Annotated in this window: 20 protein-coding genes and 1 pseudogene; 6 read left to right on the plus strand and 15 right to left on the minus strand. The window is 72.9% G+C overall.

Annotated elements, in window-relative coordinates; translation table 11 throughout:
- Nucleotides 1-70 precede the first annotated feature (70 nt).
- From AB0I60_RS01325 to AB0I60_RS01345, 5 genes are all read right to left on the minus strand, one after another.
- Nucleotides 71-1,144, minus strand: coding sequence for a LysR substrate-binding domain-containing protein (locus AB0I60_RS01325; RefSeq protein WP_360724918.1), 1,074 nt, complete (start codon nt 1,142-1,144; stop codon nt 71-73).
- A gap of 409 nt (nt 1,145-1,553) precedes the next feature.
- The gene (locus AB0I60_RS01330; RefSeq protein WP_360724920.1) at nt 1,554-2,981 is read right to left on the minus strand and encodes an aldehyde dehydrogenase family protein; all 1,428 of its coding nucleotides are present in this window, start codon (nt 2,979-2,981) and stop codon (nt 1,554-1,556) included.
- Nucleotides 2,982-3,003: 22 nt separating this feature from the next.
- Entirely contained in the window at nt 3,004-3,195 is a 192-nt protein-coding gene (locus AB0I60_RS01335; RefSeq protein ID WP_360724922.1) for a 2-hydroxymuconate tautomerase, read from the minus strand.
- A gap of 33 nt (nt 3,196-3,228) precedes the next feature.
- On the minus strand, nt 3,229-3,960 hold the full coding sequence (locus AB0I60_RS01340; RefSeq protein WP_360724924.1) for a hypothetical protein: 732 nt from the start codon (nt 3,958-3,960) through the stop codon (nt 3,229-3,231).
- On the minus strand, nt 3,957-4,916 hold the full coding sequence (locus tag AB0I60_RS01345) for a methyltransferase domain-containing protein (RefSeq protein WP_360724926.1): 960 nt from the start codon (nt 4,914-4,916) through the stop codon (nt 3,957-3,959). The genes AB0I60_RS01340 and AB0I60_RS01345 overlap by 4 nt, the downstream gene beginning before the upstream one ends.
- Before the next feature lie 351 nt (nt 4,917-5,267).
- On the opposite strand from AB0I60_RS01345, the gene AB0I60_RS01350 reads away from it, so the two are divergent.
- The 3 genes from AB0I60_RS01350 (at nt 5,268) to AB0I60_RS01360 (ending at nt 6,764) form a co-directional block, all read left to right on the plus strand.
- Nucleotides 5,268-5,525, plus strand: coding sequence for a hypothetical protein (locus tag AB0I60_RS01350; protein ID WP_360724928.1), 258 nt, complete (start codon nt 5,268-5,270; stop codon nt 5,523-5,525).
- Nucleotides 5,522-6,232, plus strand: a complete 711-nt coding sequence (locus AB0I60_RS01355) for a 4'-phosphopantetheinyl transferase superfamily protein (RefSeq protein ID WP_360724930.1) — start codon at nt 5,522-5,524, stop codon at nt 6,230-6,232. Before AB0I60_RS01350 ends, AB0I60_RS01355 begins: the two co-directional genes overlap by 4 nt.
- 193 nt (nt 6,233-6,425) lie before the next feature.
- Complete coding sequence (locus AB0I60_RS01360) at nt 6,426-6,764, plus strand: STAS domain-containing protein (RefSeq protein WP_360724932.1); 339 nt, start codon at nt 6,426-6,428, stop codon at nt 6,762-6,764.
- A 135-nt stretch (nt 6,765-6,899) separates the two neighbouring features.
- Here AB0I60_RS01360 and AB0I60_RS01365 read toward each other — a convergent pair whose 3' ends face one another.
- The 3 genes from AB0I60_RS01365 to AB0I60_RS01375 all read right to left on the minus strand — a co-directional run bounded on the left by AB0I60_RS01365 (nt 6,900) and on the right by AB0I60_RS01375 (nt 9,699).
- Complete coding sequence (locus AB0I60_RS01365; protein ID WP_360724934.1) at nt 6,900-7,343, minus strand: DUF3592 domain-containing protein; 444 nt, start codon at nt 7,341-7,343, stop codon at nt 6,900-6,902.
- Between the two features lie 101 nt (nt 7,344-7,444).
- Nucleotides 7,445-8,404 (minus strand): hypothetical protein, encoded by a 960-nt coding sequence (locus AB0I60_RS01370; protein WP_360724936.1) that lies wholly within the window; start codon nt 8,402-8,404, stop codon nt 7,445-7,447.
- Nucleotides 8,405-8,550: 146 nt separating this feature from the next.
- Nucleotides 8,551-9,699, minus strand: a complete 1,149-nt coding sequence (locus AB0I60_RS01375) for a hypothetical protein (protein ID WP_360724938.1) — start codon at nt 9,697-9,699, stop codon at nt 8,551-8,553.
- A 254-nt stretch (nt 9,700-9,953) separates the two neighbouring features.
- On the opposite strand from AB0I60_RS01375, the gene AB0I60_RS01380 reads away from it, so the two are divergent.
- Nucleotides 9,954-11,099, plus strand: a complete 1,146-nt coding sequence (locus AB0I60_RS01380; RefSeq protein ID WP_360724940.1) for a hypothetical protein — start codon at nt 9,954-9,956, stop codon at nt 11,097-11,099.
- A 45-nt stretch (nt 11,100-11,144) separates the two neighbouring features.
- Here AB0I60_RS01380 and AB0I60_RS01385 read toward each other — a convergent pair whose 3' ends face one another.
- The 5 genes and pseudogenes from AB0I60_RS01385 to AB0I60_RS01405 form a co-directional block, all read right to left on the minus strand.
- Nucleotides 11,145-12,551: a caspase family protein gene (locus AB0I60_RS01385; RefSeq protein WP_360724942.1), complete on the minus strand. Its 1,407-nt coding sequence runs from the start codon at nt 12,549-12,551 to the stop codon at nt 11,145-11,147.
- Nucleotides 12,552-12,931 (minus strand): annotated as a pseudogene (locus AB0I60_RS01390) (hypothetical protein).
- Between the two features lie 165 nt (nt 12,932-13,096).
- The gene (gene chrA, locus AB0I60_RS01395) at nt 13,097-14,224 is read right to left on the minus strand and encodes a chromate efflux transporter (protein ID WP_360724944.1); all 1,128 of its coding nucleotides are present in this window, start codon (nt 14,222-14,224) and stop codon (nt 13,097-13,099) included.
- Nucleotides 14,221-14,880: a helix-turn-helix domain-containing protein gene (locus tag AB0I60_RS01400; RefSeq protein ID WP_360724946.1), complete on the minus strand. Its 660-nt coding sequence runs from the start codon at nt 14,878-14,880 to the stop codon at nt 14,221-14,223. Before AB0I60_RS01400 ends, chrA begins: the two co-directional genes overlap by 4 nt.
- Nucleotides 14,881-15,249: 369 nt before the next feature.
- Nucleotides 15,250-15,726 (minus strand): hypothetical protein, encoded by a 477-nt coding sequence (locus AB0I60_RS01405; RefSeq protein WP_360724948.1) that lies wholly within the window; start codon nt 15,724-15,726, stop codon nt 15,250-15,252.
- Here AB0I60_RS01405 and AB0I60_RS01410 point away from each other — a divergent pair.
- Both AB0I60_RS01410 and AB0I60_RS01415 read left to right on the plus strand, forming a co-directional pair.
- Nucleotides 15,716-16,297, plus strand: a complete 582-nt coding sequence (locus tag AB0I60_RS01410; RefSeq protein ID WP_360724950.1) for a hypothetical protein — start codon at nt 15,716-15,718, stop codon at nt 16,295-16,297. The genes AB0I60_RS01405 and AB0I60_RS01410 overlap by 11 nt on opposite strands.
- A 17-nt stretch (nt 16,298-16,314) precedes the next feature.
- On the plus strand, nt 16,315-16,467 hold the full coding sequence (locus AB0I60_RS01415) for a hypothetical protein (RefSeq protein WP_360724953.1): 153 nt from the start codon (nt 16,315-16,317) through the stop codon (nt 16,465-16,467).
- 46 nt (nt 16,468-16,513) lie between these two features.
- Here the strand turns inward: AB0I60_RS01415 and AB0I60_RS01420 are convergent, their stop codons facing one another.
- Both AB0I60_RS01420 and AB0I60_RS01425 read right to left on the minus strand, forming a co-directional pair.
- A complete protein-coding gene (locus tag AB0I60_RS01420; protein WP_360724955.1) occupies nt 16,514-17,818 on the minus strand; it encodes a glycoside hydrolase family 18 protein in 1,305 nt (434 codons plus the stop codon).
- Between the two features lie 193 nt (nt 17,819-18,011).
- Nucleotides 18,012-18,593: a helix-turn-helix domain-containing protein gene (locus AB0I60_RS01425; RefSeq protein WP_360724957.1), complete on the minus strand. Its 582-nt coding sequence runs from the start codon at nt 18,591-18,593 to the stop codon at nt 18,012-18,014.
- Between the last annotated feature and the right edge of the window lie 126 nt (nt 18,594-18,719).

Consider the following 18,719-nt stretch of genomic DNA (forward strand, 5'->3'; position numbering starts at 1 on the left):
CGGTCCCGCTGTGCGGTGGCTCCGGTCCGGGTGGCGGTCACGACCGGCCCGGAGCCAGCACGGCGGGCCGCTACCCCGCCGAGGACCGGACGAGCAGGTCCTCGGCGCCGCCGAGCAGGTCCTGCATCGCCAGGACCGGCACCGACGTGGACGGCACCGACGCCGTGGCGGTGTAGAGGGTGCGCACGACGGGGTCACCCGCCAGCGGCACCACCACGACGTCGCTGCGCAGGCTGGAGCGCGACAGGCTCGACGTCAGCGCCACCCCGACCCCGGCGGCGGCGAGACCCGGCAGGTCGGTCTCGTCGTCGCACTGGAGGACGACCCGGGGCGCGAACCCCGCCGGGCGCGTGGCGCGGGCCAGCACGTCGAGCGTCCACTTGCCGGTGCAGTGGATCCACGACTCCTCCGCCAGCTCGGCCAGGGCGACCTCCCGGGCACCCGCGAACCGGTGCCCCTGCGGCAGGAGCACGTGGAAGCGGTCCTCCATCAGCGCGGCCAGCTCCACCCCGGCCGGGACCGTCAGCTTCTCGCCGCAGAACTCGTGCACCACGGCGATGTCCAGCTCGCGGTCGACGACCAGGTCGAGGGCCGCCTCCGACTCGACCCGCCGGACGGAGATGTCGACCGACGGGAAAGCCGCGCGGAAGCGGGCCACGGCGGTGGCGACGATCGTGGCGTTCGCCTCGGCGAAGGCCCCGATCCGCACCAGGCTGCCGGTGCCCAGGTTCACCCGCTTCACGGCCTGCCGGGCCGACCGGTACTCGTCCAGGATCTTGTCGACGTGGGCGAGCAGCACGTTGCCCGGTTCGGTCAGCGTGACGCCCCGGGGCATTCTGTGGAACAGCGGGGCCCCCAATTCCCGCTCCAATGCGGACAGGTTCTGGGAAACGGCCGAGGTGGTGTACATCAGGTCCTTCGCCGCGCGCGTCAGCGAACCGTGGCGCGCGACCGACCGGAAAACCTCCAGGCGAGCGATCGTAGACAATTGACCCCCGGTTGTGTGCCACCAACTGTCACATCGTTCGTTCAGCAGTCCAGCAGGAGTCCGCCCGCCGGACCGAACGGCACGGCGGGCGGTTCGACCGTCAGCGGTCGGTCCGGCCTGCGATTTCGCGGCCAGTGGCCGCACGAGCACCGACACCCCCTGTCAGCGACGCCGTCGACCGGCGGGAACGAGGCCGCCCGGAATGGGCCGGCGAACAGCGGAACTGCTGTCGGTCGACGTAGGCGGAACGGCGTCGAATCGCGTTCCGCGCGGTGGCCCCCTGCCCCGCGGTTCCGAATCTAGCGAAACACCGGGCGTTCGGCCAGATCCGTCGTGGGGTTTCCCGAACCGGCCCACCTGGCGGAACGTCAATACCCCGACCGATTCAGGAATATTTAACGCGACCCGGGTGGTACCATCCGCCGGAACGTGCGACGACGCCGGGCGGTGATTTTCCCACCGTCGACAAAGGGCGTCGCCGGGGTCCGGGTCGGCAATGCGCGGAGCCCGGGGCGGCTGGGCAGCGCACCCCGGGCTCCGCGCCGACGCGTCGGCCGCGTCCGGCTCAGCCGGGCACCGCGATCGTCACGGTCTTCGGCTCGGTGAAGAAGTCTCGGCTGTAGGAGCCGCCCTCGCGGCCGATGCCCGAGGAGCCCGCACCGCCGAAGGGCGCGCGCAGGTCGCGGACGAAGAAGCAGTTCACCCACACCGTGCCCACGCCCAGCTTGCCCGCGACCCGGTGGGCGCGCGCGACGTCCGTGGTGAACACCACGGCGTTGAGCCCGTACCGGGTGTCGCCGGCCAGCGCGACCGCCTCGTCCTCCGAGTCGAACGCGGTCACCGTCGCCACCGGCCCGAAGACCTCCTCGCGCCACACCTCCGAGCCGGTGGCGCCGCCGAGCAGGAGGGTCGGCCGGACGAACCGGTCGTCGTGGCCCGCCCCGATCGCGGTCCAGCCGTCGGCCGCCGCCCGGTCCAGGTGACCGACCACCTTCGCGTGGTGCTCGGCCGTCGCCAGCGGGCCGACCGCCGTGGCGGGGTCGCGCGGGTCGCCGGTGGCGCGCGAGGCCGCCGCCTCGGCGAGCCGCTCCACGACCACGTCGAACACCTCGCGCGCCACCAGGATGCGCGACCCGGCCAGGCACATCTGGCCGGCGTTGCCGAACGCCGCCTCCGCCGCGCGGTCGACGGCGACGTCGAGGTCCGCGTCCGCGAAGACCAGGGCGGCGCCCTTGCCGCCCAGCTCCATGCTCACCGGGGTGAGGTTCGCCGCCGCCGCCGTCGCCACGGCCCGCCCGGTGGTGGAGGACCCGGTGAACGTCACCCGGTCCACGCCCGGGTGGCCGACCAGGTGCTCCCCCGCGCCGGCCCGGCCGTGGCCGTGCACGACGTTGAGCACCCCCGGCGGGAACCCCGCCTCCAGCGCCAGCGCGGCCAACCGGGTGACCGAGCCGGGCGACTGCTCGGCGGGCTTGAGCACGACCGCGTTGCCCCACGCCAGCGCGGGCGCGATCTTCCACGACGCCAGCATCAGCGGGTAGTTCCACGGCGACACCGCCGCGACCACGCCGGCCGGCTCGTGCCGGGAGTAGGTGTGGAAGCCCGCGTCGGACGGGTAGCGCTCGGCGGTGCCCAGGCGCGCGTGGTCGGCGAAGAAGCGGAAGTTGCGCGCGGCGCGCGGGACGTCGTGGTCCCGGACGGCGGCCAGCGGGCGGCCGACGTCGGAGGTGTCCGCCTCGGCCAGCAGCCCGCCGTCGCGCACGACCAGGTCCGCGAGGGCGTGCAGCAGCGCGCCGCGCTCGGCGGACCCCATCCTCGGCCACGGCCCCCGGTCCGCCGCCCGCCGGGCCGCGCCCACGGCGGCGTCGACGTCGTCACGGCCGCTGCGCGGCGCTCGTGCCCACGCGGTCCTGGTCCACGGGTCGATCGAGTCGAAGAGCCCGCCGGCCGAGTCCCGCTCCCGGCCGTCGATGATGTTCGGGAGAAACCGCATGGCTCGCTCCTGGTCGAGTGGTTCACTTCCGCCGGTCGGAGAGGATCACCCCGCCGGCGATGACAGCGGAGGGGTCGACCTCGGTGATCCACGCCCGGACCGACTCCCGGGGCGTCCCGGTGGTCTCGTGGACGGCGTCGGCGACGGCCGCCAGCAACGCCCGCTTCTGCTCCGGCGTGCGCCCGGTGGCCATGGTGATGTGGATGAACGGCATGTCCGGTCCCTCCCGTGCTCGGTGGTGCGCGCTTCAGCGGAACCCGACCTCGATCTCGGTGCCGAACCCGACGACCCGGACCGCGCCGGGCACCACCGGGGTGGCGGGGACGGGCGACCCGAGCAGGACCACCTGGCCCGCCCGCAGCCCGCCGGTCGCCCCGGCCAGCCACGCGAGGTTCTCGCCGACGTCGGTGACCCGCCCGCCGCCGAGGCGGGTGCCGTCCAGGTGGACCTCCAGCACGCCGTCGACGCCGTGGACGGGGACGGACCCGCAGACCGCCACCCCGCCCGAGGCGTTGTCCGCGATGACGTGCCCGATCCGGAACCGGTAGTCCCGCCACACGCTGTCCAGCACGTCGAGGGCGAGGACGAAGTGGTCCACCGACCGCAGCGCGTGGCCGGGGTCGGCACCGGGCGGGACGTCGCGGCCGAGCCACGCCGCCGGTTCCGGTTCGAAGCGGGGCTGGATGAAGCTCCCGACGTCCAGCCGGGTGACCCGGCCGGGTTCGGCGCGGACCACGTCACCGCGCGAGAGCCGGCCGTGGATCGGCTGCGACAGCCCCATCTGCTCCTGCTTGGCGCGGCTGAGCAGGCCGAGCTTGTAGCCGACGAGGTCGTGGCCGAACAGCTCCCGCTGCACCCGGTAGGCGTCCTCGACGCCCGGCGCGACCTCGGGTGCCTCGACCGTCGTGCGCGCGGCGCGGGCCGCGCGCACGGTCTCCCGCAACCGGTCCACCTCGTCGCCGCCCGCCACCGCGCTCACCGGGCGTTCCCGGCCAGCAGCAGGAGCCCGCTCGGCATGGCGCAGTCCTGCTCGCGCACCACGCGGAACCCGCCCTCGGCCAGCACCGCGAACCACTCGTCCCGGCCCAGCAGCGTCTGCCCCATCATCGAGTGCACGAGCGTGAACTCGGGTGCGAACGGCCCGGAGTGCGCGCCCTCGGCCGGGGCGACCTCGGCGATGAGCAGGTGGGCCGACGCGGGCAGCCGGCGCGACAGGCCCCGCAGGTAGCGCACCAGCGCGTCGCGGCCGGACGCCAGGATCTCGTGCAGCAGGAAGAACGCGATCACCAGGTCGAAGCGGTCGGCGTCGAGCACGGCGCCGACCTCGGCGGCGTCGGCCCGGACGATGCCCACCCGGTCGGCGAGCCCGCGGGCGTCCACCTCCCGCCCGGCCTCCGCGCACGCCTCGGCGTTCTCGTCCACCCCGACCCCGGTGATGCCGAACCGCTCGCAGACCGCCATCAGCAGGTGGGCGTTGCCGCAGCCGAGGTCGAGCGCCCGGGAGGGTTCGACCGTGCCCAGCAGCTCCATCGCCTGCGGCACCAGGTCGCCGCGCCCCACCACGGCCGAGCCGACCGCGACCGCGCGCCCGTCGCGGCCCGCGTGGTCGCCCGGCGCGCGGGCCCCGGTGACGAACGACGCCGCCGAGCGCAGCGGCACGCCGTACCCGCCGGACAGCCAGATCAGGTACCCGATGTCGGCCCGCACGCACTCGCCGAACGCCGTCAGCGCGTGCCCGTCCCCGCGCTCCTCGGCGATGCCGCGCTGGACGAGGTAGCGGAGCACGGCGTCGGGGAACCCGCCCGCCGGGTCGTCGACGAGGCGGCCGGTGCCCGCCAGCCGGTCCAACAACCCCTCGATCTCCAGGGAGGACAGCACGGCGGACAACGCGAACCCCTCGAAGAGCTGGAAGGCCAACCGGCCGTCGGCGTTCATTCCCACCTCGCAGAAGAATGGGGAAGGCTTTGTGGCCAGATTACGACCGGCCGGCACCGGCGACAATTTAGACCTCATTCAGGCAGCGTTGAGCACGACTTCAACCGACCACCCGATCGTTGAGCCGCCCTTCACACCGGTTGCGGAGTTCTTCACACCTCGCACCCCGCGCCGCCCGGTGACACGTCCGATCCGTGCTGCTAGCGTGGACGTGTGGCAAACACGCAATCACCCGAAACCGCCTTGGTGGTGGCCCACCACCGTGCCCTGCAATCCTGGCTGAACAATTCCGACGAAGCGGGACTGCGCCGTTTCACGGAGGCCCACGACCCGGAATTCACCCTGGTCGACGTGGAGGGCGCCCGGATGGACCTGGCCCGTTTGGGCGAACTGCTGCGCAGCGTCGGCGGGAAGATGCCGGACCTGGTCATCGACATCTCCGAGGTGACCGTGCTGGCCGAGTCGGGCGGCCTGAAGCTGATCAGGTGGGAGGAGCGGCACCGGGGTGCCGGCGACGCCACGGCCCGCATCGCCACTGCGGCACTCCGCGACGACAAGTGGCTTTCCGTGCACGAGACGTGGGCGGGCTCCGGTACCGTCGCCCCATGAGCCAGGAGCCGACCGCGCCCTCCCCGGTGGCCGCGCACCCGCGCCTGCTGTCGGTCATCACGCCACCGGGGGTGGCGGCGGCCGAGCTGTTCGAGGACCCGCCGGGCCTGTTCTGCCACCCCGCCGAACTGGCCCAGGTGGAGAGGGCCGTGGCGAAGCGCAGGAATGAGTACATCTCGGTCCGGCACTGCGCGCGGGTGGCCCTGTCCGCCCTGGGTCACGAAAGCGCGGTAATCCTGAAAGACGCCGACGGTGCGCCCGTCTGGCCGCAGGGGGCGGTGGGCTCGCTGACCCATTGCGCCGGTTACCGGGGAGCGGTGGCGGCTCCCGCCGGGTTGGTGCGCGGAATGGGCATCGACGCGGAACCCAACGTGCCCCTGCCGGACGACGTGCTGCCCGCCGTGAGCCTCCCACCGGAACGCGCTTTCATCGCCGGCGCGACCGTCTCCGGCGTGCACTGGGACAAATTGCTGTTCTCCGCGAAGGAATCCATCTTCAAGACGTGGTTCCCGCTGACCCGCCGGTGGCTGGGTTTCGACCAGGCGGAAATATCTTTCACCGCGGAAGCGGCCGACCGGGGCACGTTCGACGCCACGATCCTGGTGGACGGGACGACCACCGACGACGGCCCCCCGCTGACCCACCTGTCCGGCCGCTGGACCGCGACCCGGGACCTGCTGGTCACGTCGATCGTGCTGCTCCGGTAACCCGCCCTTCCAGGCCACCCCGTCCCCGCACCAGCCCGGAGCGCGACCCGCCCTTCGGGATGCGGGCGTGGCGCGTTTGGCGGTGGGTGGGACGGGGAACGGGTACGGCGATGGCGGTCTCGCCTTCGGGTGGCGTCGGCGTGGTGGCGGAGGGGCTCAAGTGGGACTGCGGGTTGACGTTGACGGTGTGGTCGTGTCGCTCGAACAGACGGGGACCGTGGCGGTGCTGGCCGTGCGGGGGTGCCTCGACTCCGGGACCGCCCCGGTCGTGCGCGGGCGCGTGGAATCGGCGTTGGAGGGGTCGCGGGGGGTGGTGGTCGACCTGAGCGAGGTCACCTTCTTCTCCGCCGACGCCGCGACCGCGCTGGCGGCGGCGAGCCGGCGGGGGCGGCTGCACGTCGTGGTGACGCCCCTGGTCCGCCGGGTCCTGGACGCGGCGGGCGCGACCGGCTCGCTCGACCTCCACGACTTCCCGGCCGAGGCCCGGGAGGCGGCCGAGGCCACCGCCCGGCCGTTGCTGATGGTCGGCTGACCGGTCCGGGCGTGCTCGGGTTCGGGCGTGCTCGGGTTCGGGCGTGCTCGGGTTCGGGTTTGCTCGGGTTCGCCTCGGCCCGACCCCGATCGCCCGCATCCGCTCCACGTGACGGTCGGGGCCCGGCCGGGGACGTCAGGCCGAGGTGCTGCGGCGGCGGCTCGACGACCGGGCGAGTCGCCAGGTCACCACCGGGATGGACAGCGCGGCGGCCAGGGTGACCCCGAACATCAGGAACGTGACCGAGTGGTCGTCCCGGGCCCGCACGTCGTCCACGTCCGACGTCGGGTCCGCCGGGTCGTAGACGATCTCGACCTGCTCCCCCACCGCGAGCTGCGGCCCCGACAACCGCTGGCCGATCAGGGCGTGGACCTGCTCGCCGTCGGCCGTGCGGAACTCGACCTCGTCGCGCTTCCCGGTGTCCACCACGCGCGCCGACGTCTGCTGCCCGCGTTCGGACAGCGCGACGTCGTTGCGCCACATCGTGAAGGTCGCGTAGGCGAAGCCCGCGATGACCACCGCCCCGACCAACCCGAACAACCACGCCGGCGGACGCTTCTTGGACACCAAGATCCCCATGGGACTGCATTCCTCGCCGCGGGGTCCGCCAAACCCCGCCACGCCAGGCGACCGAGTGCGACGAGACCCGGGCGAGGGCGGGAAGCGGGCGGGGCGCGGACCTAGCCGGGCAGGCCGGCCCACTTCCGGGCGGCGGCCCGTACCTCGTCGCCGGCCGGCACGTCCAGGCGGTGGACGGTGCCGCGCTGGTCGCGGAAGGTGGCGATGACCCCGGCGTTCTCGGCCGCGACGGCGACGTGCTCCATGCCGAGTTCCAGCTCGTCGAGCGACGGGCGCCGCGCCCCGAGGATCGCGGTCGCCTTGTCGACCACGTCGACCACGTGCCGGCGCATCGCCTCCATCACCACGTGCAGCGGCTCCACCCGGTCGACCTCCTCGCCGACCTGGACCACGGGCGAGTAGGCGAAGGTGGGCACCAGGTTGACGCTGCGACCGCCCACCGGCCGCTTGAACGTCAGGCGCGCGACCACGGCGTCGTCCTCGACGGGCCCGGTGAACCGGGCTTCCTCGACCATCTCGTACCGCTCGCCGTCGAAGATCACCGGTCCCATGTCGAACGCCATCTGGCCGATCACCCGGACGGCGCGGTGCTTGTCCGCGTTGGACACCCAGCGCAGCCACTCCAGGGGCTCGTCCATGGGCCGCTCGGAGCGGAACGGCTGGACCGCCTCCACCAGTTCCCAGAACTCCGGCGCGACCAGCGGCCTGAGGTTCTTCACCTTGTCCTTGAAGATCTTGTCGTGGGCGACGGACAGCGGGAAGGTCACCAGCTGCGGCTTGGGCGGCATCCCCGTGTGCGCCATGACGGCGGCCCAGAACGTGTGGTCCAGGGCCGCGCGCAGGTTGGTCAGCACGTCCCCGACCACCGCGCCCCACCGCTCGGGGAAGGGCTCCAGGACCTTCAGCCGCCACTGCACCCGCACCACCGGGTCGGCGACGTCCCCCACGTTGTCCGTCCGCTCGTAGGCGTACGCCTTGCTGAAGTCGAACTCCCGCACCGCACGGGCGAGAACCTGCTGGTGCTCCACGCCGCGAGCCCACTTGATCCACGCCGACCGCATCGCACCATGCTTCCAGACCACCTCACGCCGACCCCGCCGGTGGACGGGACTTCACCCGTCAGGTTCGGAAAGACCGCCCGGTCGGCAGCCCGCGCGGCGTGCGGCACTCGATCGGGGCGGCCGTGCCCACCACCGCGCGGCGCGGGTCAGGTGTTCGGGAAGAGCCTGGCCATCTCCGGGTCGCCCATGTGCTGCCACGCCTCGCGCCCGTACCAGCTCGGGTTGGCCAGCGCCTCCGGCGTGCGGCTGCCGCCGAGGTTGTACTCGGTGGCGATGATCTGCGCGGCGCGCTCGGAAGCGCCGAACACGGCGCGCGGCAGGCCGGGGTAGCGGTGCACGCGGTTCTTCAGGCCGGCCAGGAGTTGCGCGGCGATGGCGATGTTGGACTTCGGCCAGCTCAACAACGTGACCAGGGTCCGCTGCCGGGCCGGGGCCAACGCCATGAAGCCCCGCTGGATGCGGTCGCGGCCCGGGGCCCGGTTGGCGCGGTCCTGTTCGATCGGCGGTGTGTCGCCGAGGAGCATGGCCGCCGTGCTCGGCTTGACCTGGCCGACGCCGATCGACGCGTCGAGCTCGCCGGCGGGCACGTCCTCGCCGGCTTCCCGCCTGCGGACGGCTGCCTGCGACCGGGCGACCTCGCGGTCGCGTGCCGCCGTCGGCGACATCAGGGGCAGGGGCGCGGTGTTGCCGATCTCGATGCGCAGCACCGAGGCCAGGAAGCGCGCGGTGATGCCGTTCGGGCCGGTGGCCGTCGCGGCGTCCAGCACGTACTGGGACAGTTCGTTGGCCAGTTCGTCCAGCGCGGCGGTGTCCTGCCCCCCGCTCCCGGAGACCCTGACCCGGGCGCGGGTGTCCTGGTCGAGCGACACCCGGGTCAGCTCCGTGCGCCCGTGCGTGACCGCGCACGTGATCCGGTAGCGCGCGACACCGGGCAGGCGCAGGTCGACCACCGGCGAGGCGCTGTTCAGCAGCCGCACGACCGTGCCCGACGACCGGTCGGTCACCGTGAACCGGAACCCGGTGAAGCCCGGCACGGGCAGCGGTTCGGCTTCGTAGCGGACCAGCGCGTTCGCGGGCACCGGGGACGACAGGGACGCGGTCAGCCCGACGACCCCGTTGCCGACGTGCTGCCCGTGCTCGTCCCCGAGCCGCTGCACGCCGGCGATCCGCCCGGCGACTGCGCGGTTGCCGGCCTGCCGCTGCAACGCCGACAGGCCGTGGGCGTCCCGGGAAGCGCGCCGGTCGGGCACGTGGTCCCCGGTGCCCACGCACCGGGCTGCGCGCGCTCGCTCCATGCGGCGACGGTAATCGCCCCGTGCGGGCACGAGCGGCCCGTCCGGGCAGCCGCGAGGGCGGCGTGCGGTGCCCTCGCGGCTGCCCGGACGGCTCGTCAGGCGAGGTGGCCGATCCGGTGGTGCGCGCAAGGGGCTCGTGCGGGAGTTCGTGCGGGCAACGAGAGTGCCCGGAAGTACCGGCGGAGGGTGATAGTCCGCGCTTTTCGGGTTTCCCGGACCACGATCGGTCGCGTCGAGACAGTGAAGGGGGAACCGTGAACAGACGAGTGCTGAGGCGGGGCGCGGCGTTGTTCGCCTGCGTGCTGGCCATGTCGGGGGTGCAGGGGGCCGACGCGTCGACCGCCGTGGTCAGGACGTCACCCGCCGGCGTGATCTGCGAGGGCGACGGGACCACGGGCAAGCGGGTGCAGCTGATGTACGTGCACGCGACGGGCGAACCGGACCGCTTCCCGGAGGTGGAGCCCCTCGTCCAGGAGTGGGCGGACCGGATCGACGCGGCGGTGCTGGAGTCCGCGCAGCGGACCGGCGGGGTGCGGCACATCCGGTTCGTGCACCACGCCGACTGCCGGCCGGTCGTGCTCGGCGTCGCCGTGCCGGCGTCGGAGATCGACGACGCGGAGCGGATCGCCACCGCGCTCAAAGCGCAGGGCCACGACCGCGTGGACCGCAAGTACCTCGTGTTCGACGACGGGTCGCACGACTGCGGCCTGGGGTGGAACGACCCGGGCGACCGGGACGAACCGGGGCCGGACAACCCGCTCAACTCCGGTCCGGGCTGGGCCGTGCTCGACCGGGGCTGCTCGGACTGGGCGCCGGGCGGTCACGAGCTGCTGCACGCCCTCGGCGCGGTCCAGAGCAGCGCGCCGCACGGGACGCCGATCGGGCACTGCTGGGACGACCAGGACATCCTCTGCTACGACGACGACAGCCTGCCCGACCACGGGCTGAAGATCGAGTGCCCGTCGGCCGACGAGGACATCGTGGACTGCAACAACGACGACTACTTCAACACCGCGCCACCGCCGGGCTCCTACCTGTCCGACCACTGGAACCTGGCGAACAGCCACTTCCTCACCGCACGGGGTCCGGGCGCACCCGTCGCCACGACCAGCCGAACCGTCACCACGGCCCGTGCCGGGGCGACGGCGAACGTGACGAAGTACCGCCTCCCCGACGGCCGCTGGACCGCGAAGGCGGCGATCTCCACGAGCGCCGGGAGCCCGTTCCCGTCGTCGGTGCTGGCGGTGCGCACGTCGACCGGAACCCGGTACGTGCCGATATCCGGAGTGCCCCGGGCCACCACCACGCACGTCACGGTGGAGGCGAACGACGTGGTGCAGGTGAAGCTGTGCGAGGGAACCCAGGCCGCACCACGGGGGTGCACCGCCACCTGGTGGTGACATCTCGTCGGCTGTAGAGGTGAGGCCCGGTCGTGCGGCCGGGCCTCACGCGGGACTGCTTTCCCCCATTGCCCGTCTCCGGTTGCGGATCGACAGGACGAACAGGGCCGCCAACCCGAACAGGATGCCGGTGCTCGACACGGTCGTCGCCACAGCGCTTCCCGAAGTGGCGGCCGGCGCGGACGAGGACCCGGCGACCATCGCCGTGGCCGTGCCCAAGAGGATCAGCAGCGCGATGACCGACAGGAAGACCGGTATCCGCACCAACGGCCGGAACAGGACGACGTCGAGGGCTTGCTCGTGGGTGAGCGGCCACCGACCGGCGCGCAGGTGGGCGATCGGCCAGCGGAGGACCACGGCGCAGAACAACCCGAGCAACAGCACCGCGAAGCCCATGCCGAGGTCGTAGGAAGCGGCCTTGCCCGCCGGCGGGTCGCCGAAGAGGAAACCGAGCACCCCGCCGACCACGGCGCTCACACCGCAGACCACCCCGAGCCACAGCGGGATCAGCAGCACCCCGCTGACCACCCGGGACGCTTTTCTGGTGAAGCCGGACAACTCGCCGCGCCGCGGGGCGACAGCGCTCGCGGCCGGCGGTCCGAGAAGTACCGAGCTCGAGCCGGGGACGACCGGTGGTCCGGGATCGGGCCGGAGTTCCGCCGGCGGGACGGCCGGTGCGGTGGGCGAGGTGGGAGCGGTCGGTGCCGGTGCGGTCGGCATCTCCTTGCGCAGCAGGATGTCGGCGCTGGTGTCGGTGCACTTGAACTTCGGTTCGGGGAGACCACGGACGGCGGCGACGGCCCGCAGGGAGCGGTAGAGGGCGCTGACCGTCAGCGGTGAGCCGGGCAACGAGGTGCCCCGGTGCAGCAAGGTGATCAGCTCCGACGTGAAGGCGGTGTTGCGCGCGCCGGGCGGGGCGTGGGACACCGCGTTCATGGGTGACGACGTGATGACCGACGTCCCGGCGATCTTGATGTCCCGCGTCCCGATACCGTTGCCGGACATGGCACCGAGCGCCGTTCCCGAGTAGCAGCAGTCCAGGATGAGCAGCTTGACCCGGGCCGGGCTGTCCGCCAGCACCTCGCGCACGAAGTCGAACGGGACGGCCGAGCCGGCCAGGCCGTCGCGGTCGGTGTGCCGGACGGTGAGGTACAGCTCGTCGCGGGTGTCGTGCCGGACGCCGTGCCCCGCGTAGTAGACGATCAGGAGGTCCTCGGCCTGGTTGACCGACTGGCGCAGGCGTTCCATGAAGCTGCTCACCGAGTCGGGCGAGTCGATGACGACGCACTGCTGCCACCCCAGGATGCCGGTGTCGGCGGCGGACAGCGCCGACACCAAGTCGAGGAGGTTGTTGCGCACGGCGGGCAACGCGGGGAACTGGTCGGCCCGCCGGAAGTCGCTCGTGCCGATCAGCACGGCCCGGGAGCGCGCAGCGTCGGGGAGGATCGCCACCTATGCCTCCAGGAGGTCCTGCACCGCAGCCAGCGCCGCCCGCGCGTCGTCGCCGGAACCGCAGGTCAACTCCAACTCCCGCCCCTTGTCGTCGCGGACCTTGAGGATCACCTTCGCTGTCGTGCGCCGGTGCGCGAGGTAGGTGAACACCGACTTGACGAGGATCGGCCCGGTGCCGCTGGACAACACGATCACGGCTGCGTCGACCACCGCGCCATCTCCCCCTGAGCCGGGGGTTTCGCCGCCAGGCTGACCCGTCCGCGCAGACCGTCTTCGTCGCGCAGCCAGCGCACCAACGCACGAAGGTCCTCATCCGGGTTTTCCGTCACGAGACTCGCCGTTGCGGTCGCCACGCTGCCACCTCCCGTCGACGGAGCCACCCGCTCCGTTCGGACCAACGATGGTCGTCGGCAGCTATGTCGCGTGCGAATCAGGTGACGTTAGCCCCCGATCGGGTGATGCGGCCCCGCTCGACACCGCCGACCAGATGCCGCCGAAGCCATCCACGCCGTGCCCCGCACCCGCCCCCTCAACCGACAACCGCCTCACCCCACCAACGTGATCAGGGCTCCGATCACGCCCGCCCCGACCAGCGCGGTGACCACGCCTCGGCGCAGTGCGAGCAGCCAGACCAGGGCGGCGGCAAGGAGGGCGTACTGCCACGGGGTGTGCAGGGCGGCGGTCAGCGGGAGGGTGGTGCCCGCGATCGCGCCGATCGCCGCCGCGCCCGCTCCGGTGAGGAACGCCTGGGCCTTGGCGTTGTCGCGCAGCCTCTCCAGGCGCGGTCCGGCCAGGATGATCATCGCGAACGACGGCGCGAAGGCCACGAACGCGGCCAGCAGGCCGCCCCACACCCCCGCTGCCGCGTAGCCGACCACGGCCACGGTCTGCACCACCGGGCCCGGCGTGATCTGGCCCAGTGCCACCGCGTCCAGGAACTGCGCGTCGGTCATCCAGCCGTACGTGGTCACGGCGTCGTGCCGCATCAGCGGGATGATCACGAACCCGCCGCCGTAGGACAGCGCGCCGACCTTGGCCGCCACCCACGCCACGGCGGGCAGGCCCCCGGTCGCGGCCGGCAGGGCGAGGACGGGCAGCACGGCCTGCGCACGGCCGGACGGCACGCGCACCGCGACCTCGACCAGGCCCGCGACGACGAGCACCAGCACCAGCCACGGCCCGGTGACCGCCGCCGCCACGACGCCGACCAGCACGTAAGCGCACCACCGCGCCCGCGCCGGGGTCCCGCTGCCCGCGCGCTGCCAACTGCCGGGGATCAGGCCCCACGCGGCGTGCGCGGCCACCGCCGGCACCGCCGCGCCCGCGCCGGCCGCCGCGCCCAGCACCCACGGCGGCGGCTGGGCGGACAGGAAGAGCGCCGCGAGGGCCAGGATCAGCACCAGGCCGGGCACGATGAAGCAGAAACCACCGACCAGCGCACCGCTCGCGCCGCGCAGCCGCCACGCGCACAGGATCGCCAGCTGCGTGGACGCCGGGCCGGGCAGCAGGTTGGTGACCGCGATGCCGTCCTCGAACTCCTTCTCGCCCACCCACTCCCGCCGGCGCACGCACAGGTCGCGCAGCAGGGCGATGTGCGCGGGCGGGCCGCCGAACCCGGTGCAGCCGATGCGCCCCCACTCACGGGCGATGGTGGCGAGGCCGACCCGCTTCACGACGCCTCCGCGATGGCGGCCAGCCGGTCCACGCGCTCGGTGAGCAGGGCGAGCACGTCCTCGAACACCTCGTCGGTGTCGACCGGCCCGGGGTCGGGCACCGACCAGTGCACGCACCGGTCCGACGGTCCCATCTCCTCGTACGCCCGGTCGCACACCGCGACCACCAGGTCGTCCGGCTCGACCACGTCGCCGACGTGGGCGGTGGTGCCGCGCCCCAGGGTCAGGCCGTGCCGGCGGGCGGTGGTGATCGCGCGGGGGTTGAGGCGCGGGCCGGGGTGGGTGCCGGCGGAGGTGGCCGGGATGCGGCTGCGCGCGCTCCACGCCGCTGCGGCCAACGGCGAGCGCGCGGCGTTGCGGGTGCAGACGAACACGACCCTCGGCGCGGTGACGGTCGGGGTGGGCCGCAGGCCGTCGAGCGCGGCGGGCAGCAGCCGGACGTATGCGCGGCGACCGTCCGCGTAGGACTGCGCGCGGGCCACCAACCCGACTTCGCGGAGCACCTTCAGGTGGTGGGCCAACAGGTTCGAGGTGAGGTCGAACCGCCGCGCGAGCTCGCCCGGCGAGCGGTCGCCGACGGTGAGCAGGTCGACGATCCCCAGGCGGACCGGGTCGGACAACGCCTGGTGCACGGCGGCCCGACTGCGCAGAGTCATGTCGATCTCCATTGAGGCAATCCTCGTTGAGGTGCTCACACGAGTCAACAGCGGTCAACCCCCGGGAGGCCCCAGGCAGCCGACCCCCTCGGAACTCCACACGCCGCACGCGCCCTCGCGGACCACCGGGTCGCCCGGGGCCGGCGGGGGCACGCCCACGGCCGGGCCGCCGGAACACCCCCTGCCGAATGGCGTGCGAATCACGCCCGCGCCTCGCGGACGCAGACCGCCGCACGATTCGGAATACCCGCTGGACCTTTTTCCCTTAGCAACCGAGTACCTCGGCCACGGCTGGGCCGGCCTGAGCCGGTCGCGGGCGTGGCTGCCCTATTACGACCTGTTCGGCATCTCCGCCGACGCGGCGGTCGACTACCTCATGTACGTCACGGGGCGGTCGACATCACCGTCGGCTTGGTCGTGCTGTTCTTCCCTCTGCGGATCGTGCTGCTGCACGCCACGGTGTGGGGCGTGTTCACCGCCCTGCTGCGGCCGACCGTCGGCGAGGGCTGGTGGGAATGCCTGGAGCGCGGCGGCAACTACGAGATGCCCCTGGCGCTGCTGGTGCTGGTCGGCGGCGGCGGGTGGTCGCTGCGCCGCTGGTTCACCCGCGCCGACGCCCCGGACGTCGTCCCCGACCGCGCCGTGGTGATCTCGCACTGGGCCGCGCGGGGCGGGCTCGCCCTGCTCCTGATCGGCCACGGCGGGTTCGCCGCCTTCGAGGACAAGCCCTACTTCTACCAGTACTTCGCCTTCTTCGGCCTCGACCGGGGCACGGTCGAAGCCCACCACCTGATGCCCGCCCGCCTCGGCCGGCGCCGCGAAGGGGCGGCCGGTCGTGCTGGGCACGATCCCGACCGGCCCCGACTCGCGCATGGTCGCCTTCACCTCCGACCACGAGCCGGCCTACGTCGCCAACGGCGGCTCGGACAGCGTCTCGGTCCTCGACCCGCGCCGCCGCACCGAAGTCGCCAGGATCCCGGTCGGGAAGTTCCCGTACGGGGTCGTGTTCGACCGCCACGGCGAGCACGCCTACGTCTCCAACCGCGATTCCAACGAGGTCAGCGTCATCGACACGGCCGCGCGCTCGGTCGTGAAGACCATCCCGGTCGGCACCGCGCCGCGACTGGGCGCCCTCGAACCGGGCGGGGGCGAAGTCTGGTTCAGCAGCACGGCCTCCAACGCGGTGACCGTGATCAGCACCCGGTCCCGGACCGTCACCCACACCATCCCGGTCGGCAAGGCCCCGCGCGGCATCGCGTTCACGCCCGGCGGCCGGCACGCGTACGTGGCGGACTCGGACTCCGACACGATCTCCGTGGTCGACACCGCCCGGCACGCGGAGATCGCCACCATCGCGGTCGGCCGCACGCCCCGGGCATCACGCTCGCCGCCGGCGGCCGGATCGCGTACGTGGTGAACTCCGGCTCCAACTCGGTGAGCACCTTCGACACCCGCACCAACCAGGTGCTGGGCGAGGTCGCCGCGGGCGTCGACCCGCACTGGTCCGCGCCCGGCTCCGGCCACCGCTACGTCCTGGTCGCCAACTCCGGCTCGTCCACGGTCTCCGTCGTGGCGCTGGACTGCTGACCGGACCGTGGGGCGGGCCGCGCCCGCCCCACGGTCACCGGTCGGCTCAGCGCCGGCGCAGGCCGGCGTCCAGGGCCTTGATCAGCTCGCCCTGCGGCGTGTCGCCGTCCAGCGACCAGATCATCGCGCCGCCGAGCTTGCGGTCGCGGATGAACTTGCCCTTCCGCTTCAGCTCGGTCGGGTCGTCGTAGGTCCAGAACGTGGTGCCGTCGAACAGCCAGGCGTGGCCGGCCTTGTTGTCGCGGTGGAGCTTGTACTTGCCGCCGGCCAGCAGGGTTTTGAGGGTGCGGTAGTCCTCGAAGCCCGCTTCGTAGGAGCCGGGAGCCGCGCCGGTGGACTGCTGGAACAGACCGTTGTTCTGGTTGGTCACGCCGGTCCAGCCGCGACCGTAGTACGGCACGCCGAGCGTGATCTTGTCACGCGGTGCGCCGCGCTGGATGTGCGCGTCGACGACGATCTCGCTGCTGTCCTTGGGCGTGGTGGGGTCGCCGTCGGGCACGCGGATCGCCGACTGCTGGTTGGTGGTCTTCTCCCAGGTGCCGTGGTAGTCGTAGCCCTGCACGGTGGCGAAGTCCAGCAGCTTGTAGACCTCGGCCAGCTCGTAGCCCCGGTCCATCGCCTCGCGGTTGGCGGGCAGGAACGCGGTGAGGGCGTAGCCCCGGCGGTCCTTCGCGCCCTGCTTCGAGAGCTGCGAGCGGTACTCGCGCAGGAGCTGGGTGAAGTTCTGCTTGTCCTCGGGGCGCACGACGTTGCCGGCGTTGCCCTCGGTGGCGGGCCACTCCCAGTCGAGGTCGATGCCGTCGAACACGCCCTTGGCCGCGCCGGCGGGCGCACCGGGCAGGTTGCCCTTGAGCCACAGGTCGATGCACGACTTCACGTGCGCGGCGCGCGACTGCGGGGTGAGGGCGGCGTTGGAGAAGTACTTCGAGCCGGTCCAGCCGCCGAGCGAGATGTAGACGCGCAGCTTGGGGAACTTCTGCTTGAGCTGCTTGAGCTGGTTGAGGTTGCCGGCGAGGGCCTGGCCGGGCCGGTCGGCTTTGCCGCTGACGGACTGCTCCGCCGAGAACGGCCGCTGGTAGTCGGCGTACGGGTCGGAGCTGACGCAGCCGCCCTTCTCGTCGAGCAGGCCGAAGGCGTAGTTCAGGTGCGTGAGCTTCGCCGCCGTGCCGTTCTCGACCAGGTAGCGCACCGGGATGCCGCGATCGGCGACGCTCCACTGGGTGTAGTACCCGACGGTGCGCACGGCACCGCCGCCGTGGTGGTCATGGGCCTGGGCGGGCGCTTGGCCGACCGCCAACCCGACGGACAAGGCACCCGCCAGCACGGCGGCACCCCACCTCTTCATCGACATCGTTCTCCTCGCGCAGACAACGGCGGTCACTGGTGCAGACCACGCTAGATCGAGGTCTAGACCACTGGTACGCCCAGATGGTGCAACCGGCGCCATTCACCACCAAACGGGACGGAACCGGCGGTACAGCCGGACGATCGCGGCCGTCCTGACAGGGTGGGCCGGCCGTCGCGGCGCAGACGCTTCCCACGCCCTACGACCGGCACCCGTCGAGCAGCAGGCGGACGGTCAGGCGCGCGTCGTAGTCGGGATCGACCCGTTCCGCACCTGCGCAGATGTCGCCGACCGCGCGGAGGAGCTGGTGGGCCGTGACCTCGGCGGTCACCTCCCCCGCGTCGCGGGCGGCGGCGAGGACGTCGGCCAGGACCGGCACCAGGCGGTCGAGGAAGAGTGCGTGCAGGGCCGCGAAGCCGTCCGGGTCGTCGCGCATCGCGGCGGGGAGACCGTGCTTGGTCACCAGGAACTCCACGAACAGGTCCACCCACCGGCACAGCGCCGCGAACGGTGACGACGCCGTCGCGAGCAGGGCCGGCCCGGCTTCGGCGCAGGCGTCGACCTGGTGCCGGTAGACGGCCACGACGAGGTCTGCGCGCGTGGGGAAGTGCCGGTAGATCGTCCCCATGCCCACGCCTGCCTCGGTCGCGATCCGACGCACCGGCGCGTCCACCCCGTGGGTGACGAACACCGAAGCCGCCGCGTCGAGCAGCGCTTTCTCGTTCCGACGGGCGTCCGCGCGCTTGGTCGGACTCCCGGGCGACGGGTTCTGCGCACCCACGTGGCACTCCTCTCCCTGCTGGCGGGCTTGCCAAAGCGGAACACTGCTCCGTATATTCGGAACAGCGCTCCGCTTGAGAGCCTACCCCGAACCCCCTCGACTCCCGCGCCGACGTGGCGCCCCCGA

Origin of the sequence: Actinosynnema sp. NPDC050436 (genome assembly GCF_040655415.1) — a bacterium.
Classification (GTDB): domain Bacteria; phylum Actinomycetota; class Actinomycetes; order Mycobacteriales; family Pseudonocardiaceae; genus Actinosynnema.